3 protein-coding genes and 3 pseudogenes are annotated in these 4,024 nt (G+C 68.6%); 2 read left to right on the top strand and 4 right to left on the bottom strand.

The genetic code is table 11. The features are described from left to right. Positions 1–50: 50 nt before the first annotated feature. Positions 51–245 carry a DUF7677 family protein gene (locus IEY94_RS24505; RefSeq protein WP_444544026.1) on the top strand — a complete coding sequence of 65 codons (195 nt, stop codon included), beginning with the start codon at positions 51–53 and terminating at the stop codon, positions 243–245. Between the two features lie 68 nt (positions 246–313). On the opposite strand, the gene IEY94_RS23055 is transcribed toward IEY94_RS24505, so the two are convergent. Next, positions 314–1,006, bottom strand: a complete 693-nt coding sequence (locus IEY94_RS23055) for an alpha/beta fold hydrolase (protein WP_189172354.1) — start codon at positions 1,004–1,006, stop codon at positions 314–316. A 223-nt stretch (positions 1,007–1,229) separates the two neighbouring features. On the opposite strand from IEY94_RS23055, the gene IEY94_RS23050 reads away from it, so the two are divergent. Continuing rightward, a complete protein-coding gene (locus IEY94_RS23050) occupies positions 1,230–1,880 on the top strand; it encodes a class I SAM-dependent methyltransferase (RefSeq protein ID WP_229784376.1) in 651 nt (216 codons plus the stop codon). Positions 1,881–2,305: 425 nt separating this feature from the next. Here IEY94_RS23050 and IEY94_RS23850 read toward each other — a convergent pair. The 3 pseudogenes from IEY94_RS23850 to IEY94_RS23035 all read right to left on the bottom strand — a co-directional run. Continuing rightward, positions 2,306–2,602 (bottom strand): annotated as a pseudogene (locus IEY94_RS23850) (class I SAM-dependent methyltransferase); the annotation flags it as partial. Positions 2,603–2,872: 270 nt separating this feature from the next. After that, positions 2,873–3,309, bottom strand: a pseudogene (locus IEY94_RS23040) (transposase); the annotation flags it as partial. Beyond that, a pseudogene (locus tag IEY94_RS23035) lies at positions 3,291–3,932 on the bottom strand (ComEC/Rec2 family competence protein); the annotation flags it as partial. The pseudogenes IEY94_RS23035 and IEY94_RS23040, both read right to left, overlap by 19 nt. Positions 3,933–4,024: the final 92 nt, after the last annotated feature.

Here is a 4,024-nt window from a genome sequence, read left to right as displayed (position 1 = left end):
GTGCAGGCCATCCTCGTCCTCCACACCGCCGAGGCCGACCGCTACTTACGATGAAAAGGGCTCACTGGAACGATCTCAAGGACTCGCCATCCCAGATGGAAACTTGCTTTGCGATCTTCGCCAACGTCCTCGAGTTGGACGAACGGGGCGAGCCAATCAACGAAAAGTACGCCGAGCGTCGCGCCGCCACCTGGCTCTACCGGTACTGCACCGGTGAGCTTCCGCCCCGGCGAATTAGACCTTGAGCCATGGGAGTGTCAGCTCTACTGACCACGCCCGTCGTGCACTTACATGCCGCGGTCAGCGCGTTTGGTCATGGTGGCGGCTTGATTCCCATCCGGCCAAGTAGGGCGTTGATTTCCTCGGCGACTTGGCGGGGGGCGGTGAGGGTGTGCAGGTGCCTACCCGCAAGGGTGGTAACCGGCCAGCCGCGTTGGGTTGCTTCGTGCCGCTCGGCGGCGTAGGTGTCGCCGAAGGCAAGGTACGCGCCTGGGCGATTGTCCCAGCCTGACGGCACGGCAAGCGACTGCGCGAAGTACGACAGCGGCAGCCGCTGCTGCTCCCGCTCCACCCGTAGGCGGGTGGCGTCGTCGGGAAACAGCGACGCGACTTCCGACTCGGACCACCACCTGGTCCAGGGCGGCAGCAACCCGTGCTCGTCTGCCCGGTCTCGGAGGAACTCCTCGACCGCGGGTGGGGCCAGCCGAACCCTGCCGTGACCAGCTGGCAGGCCGGCGTCTACGAACACGCATCCGACCACTCGGCGCGTGGTGGTAAGAGCAGGAACGTAGAGGCCCGCGTTGCTGTGCGCCAACACGACGATGTCAGCGGCGGCCGGAAGCACGGCAAGGAACGACTGCAACACGTCCTCGGCCGTGGTCGGCGCGCTCGACCAAGCGGCCGGCGTGACGGTCGACCAGCGAGCACGGGCCAGCAGGGCGGCGACCGGCTCCCACACTGCTGGACCCAGTAGCGGGCTCGGCAACAACGCCAGCACCAAGCTCACCGGCCGATGCTAGTCCGGGTCTGCTGCACCACCAAGCAGAACCGACCACAGCTTGCCAGTACGCCACGCCACGCGCATGCAGCCGGACGCACCCTCATGCCGCCGACCGCGCGTCACGCTGCGTTATGCGGGTCCGGCCGGGTCGGCGTCCGGCCATGCCGAGGTGAGTGCGTTCGCAGCCCACCACGGATCATGGACCGTGCCGTCCGTACCGTGTCCCTTCGTGACCGCCACCGACCACCGCCCACAGACGAAGCAGGGCTACGACACCGTCGCCGAGGACTACGCCCGGCTCCTGCCCGGGCTCAACGCGGAGACGACCCTCGACATCGCGATGATCGACGACTTCACCGACCGGTGTGCAGCCGTCTCGCTCGGCCCTGTCCTCGACGCCGGCTGCGGCACTGGTCGCGTCAGCGCCCACCTCGCCACCCGCGGCCTCGACGTCTTCGGCACCGACCTGTCCCTCGGCATGATCGAGGTAGCCCGGCGAACCTATCCTCACCTGCGCTTCGACGTCGGCGCATTGGAGGATCTCCCCGTCCCTGACGCCACCCTGGGCGGCGTGCTGGCCTGGTACTCCCTCATCCACACCGCCCCGGACGGGCTGTCGACCTGCGTGAAAGACTTCGCCCGCGTGCTCAGGCCCGGTGCTTGGCTGCTGACGGCCTTCCAGGCCGGTGACGGCCAGCGCGTAGAGCGCACCAGCGCCTACGGGCACCCGGTGACCCTCACCAGCTATCGCCACGACCCGCAGTACCTGATCGCTGTGCTCGCCGAGACGGGATTCGACCTCCACGCCCAGCTGCACCGCTGCGCTGAAGGCGCCGAGCCGACATCACAAGCCGTCCTGCTCGCCCGTCGACGAAGCTGAGCCATCCGACTTTGCCGCGATCCGGTCGTCCGGCGGGGATTACGGCTGATGCGGTGACTTGCGCCAGACCGAGACTGGTTCCCGCTGTCGGAGGTGAACGGAGGGCCTGTCCAGTCCGCGGTGCGCTGCTGCAGGGTCAGGCCCGCCAGTTGCGCCATGAGGTCGCACTCGGCTGGCCAGATGTAGCGGAAGTTGCTGTGATCGTAGCGGATGCTGCCGTCGTCGAGCCGCTGGTAGTGATGTGAGGTGCCGGTCTGGGTCGCCAGGTCGAAGGTATCGAACCCGACGTGCCGATCGGTGACCGAGAACGGCACAGCCGCCTGCCCCGGTGGATAACGTCGAATGCCGGGAATCCACAGCTCCACGACGAAGCCGCCACCGGGCGCGAGGTGCCGTGCAGCGTTGCGGAAGCATTGGACCTGCTCAGCCTGGGTACACAGGTTGGCGATGCTGTTCCACACCACATACACCAGCGTGAACGTGCCCGGCACCGTCGCTGTGGCCATGTCACCGACGACCACCGGGATCTGCTGTGCCGACGCCTTCCGACGAAGCTGATCCACCATCGCCTGCGACAGCTCAATCCCGGACACCGGCACTCCCCGCTCGACGAGCGGAACGGCCACCCGCCCGGTACCGATGGCGAACTCCAAGGCCCGGCCTCCGTCGGCGAGCCCGGCCAGGAAATCGACGACTGGATCAAGGACCGCTGGGCGGAACATCGCCGCCGCCGCGGCGTCGTATCGCTGCGCAGCATCCTCGTCCCGCAAATCACTACGGGTCACAGCCAACAGGCTGTAACCCGTCACGACCGTCCGCCACCGATTTACGCGCCACGCCACCCACAGCCGGAACGGGCCGTCGCCTACCGCACGCTCATGGCCGCTGCCAGCTCACTGGGATCGCAGCGAGGTATCGAGCGCCTTCCAGAGGTGGTCGACGCGGTTCCCACGGGTCTGTCAAAACGAACGGTGTAACGAGGGTTGGCGGGACTACTTGCGGCCTGCGGACAGGCGTCCTTCGAAGGCGATGTCGAAGGCGTTGAGGGCGGGTTTCCCAGCGCATCGTCCAGCGGCGGCGGCCTTGCCCGGTGGGGTCGAGGCTCATCACGGCTCGGTAGACGCACTTGAGGGCGGCGGCGTCGTTGGGGAAGTGGCCGCGGGCGCGGACCGCGCGGCCGGATACGGGCGTTGACGGAGTCGATGGCGTTGGTGGAACACACGACAGTGCGGATCTCCGGGTCGAAGGCCAGGAACGGCACGAACTCCGCCCACGCGTTGGTCCACAGCCGCACGATCGCCGGATACTTGCTGCCCCACGCCTCGACGAAATCGTCGAAGCGGGCTCGGGCGACGGCTTCGGTGGGTGCCGTGTAGACCGGCTTCAGGGCCTTGGCGATGCCGTCCCAGTGCTGCCGCCCGGCAGATCGGCACCGACCCGCGCGACGGTGACCAGCCACCACGCCGGCCACTGGGCGACCCACACGAGCAGCCCCCCGACCGGCGGGGCGAACGGACCCGCGAGCGTGGCGACGACGCCGATCACGGTCGCGGGGGCGACCGTGGGCGCGGCGAGCAGGTTCGCCACGACCGCGACCGGGTTGACCGTACCGGCCAGCGCCGCGATCACCGGCCCGCACGCGAGCTGGGCCGCGGCGGGGACCGCCAGCGCCTCCGCCACCCCGGCGGGCACACCGCGACGCCGCAGCGCGTCCCGCCAACCGGGCGCCAGCAGGATCAACGCCGTCGTGGCGACCACGGACAGGATGAACCCGGCCCGCACCGCCAGCGCCGGATCGGCGATCACCAGCGCGATGACCGTGGCAGCCAGCGCCGGTACCGCGACCCGCCGCCGACCGACCGCCAGCGCGAGCAGCCCGATCGCCCCCATCAACCCGGCGCGCAGCACACTCGGCGACGGCCGCACCAGAATCACGAACCCGACCAACGCCACCAGACAGACCAACGCGCACACCCGCGGACCGGCGCGGCCCCACCGCGCAACCAACAGCACAGCCCCCAAAATGATCATGACGCTACTGCCGTGCAGTGCGCGCTAGACCTTGTAGTCGTGAACGGTTCTAGTGCCTCGTCATGCAACCTTTAACGAGTAATCCGGGTGGCGGATCTTGGACTTGACCGCGT

This window comes from Pilimelia anulata (assembly GCF_014647895.1).
Lineage (GTDB): Bacteria > Actinomycetota > Actinomycetes > Mycobacteriales > Micromonosporaceae > Pilimelia > Pilimelia anulata.
The sequence above is the reverse complement of the archived record's forward strand: the minus strand, read 5'-3'. Positions and strand labels throughout refer to the sequence as shown.

Excerpts from the sequence above, each read along its gene's own strand:
- IEY94_RS24505 (WP_444544026.1), top strand. The coding sequence starts at position 51 with ATGAAAAGGGCTCACTGGAACGATCTCAAGGACTCGCCATCCCAGATG.